Here is a 472-nt window from a genome sequence, read left to right on the forward strand (position 1 = left end):
GCGATGCCGCTGCGCTCGCCCTGCGAGTCGAAGGTGTAGACCAGGGCCTCGCCGTTGCGGGCGAGCTCCAGCGGCAGGTCGGACAGCGCCTGCGGAATCGACTCGATGCGCTCGCTCAAGCTCAGCGTCAGCTGCTTGCGGCCGAGCTTGTGCATCAGGGTGTGCTTGTCCTCGACCAGCAGCAGCTCGCCGCGGTTGATCACCCCGATGCGGTCGGCCATCTGCTCGGCCTCCTCGATGTAGTGGGTGGTGAGGATGATGGTCACCCCGCGCTCGCGCAGGCCGCCAACCAGCCGCCACATGTCGCGCCGCAGCTCGACATCCACGCCCGCGGTCGGCTCGTCCAGGAACAGGATCTGCGGCTCGTGCGCCAGCGCCTTGGCTATCAGCACGCGGCGCTTCATCCCGCCGGACAGGCTCATGATCTTGGCGTCGCGCTTGTCCCACAGCGACAGGTCGCGCAGCAGCTGTT

General features: G+C 68.0%; 1 protein-coding gene. It reads right to left on the minus strand.

The features are described 5' to 3' along the window. On the minus strand, positions 1-472 hold a 472-nt coding region (locus FLQ44_RS21235; RefSeq protein WP_147695966.1), incomplete at both ends, for an ATP-binding cassette domain-containing protein.

It is taken from the genome of Vogesella mureinivorans (assembly GCF_007644035.1).
GTDB classification, from domain to species: Bacteria; Pseudomonadota; Gammaproteobacteria; order Burkholderiales; family Chromobacteriaceae; genus Vogesella; species Vogesella mureinivorans.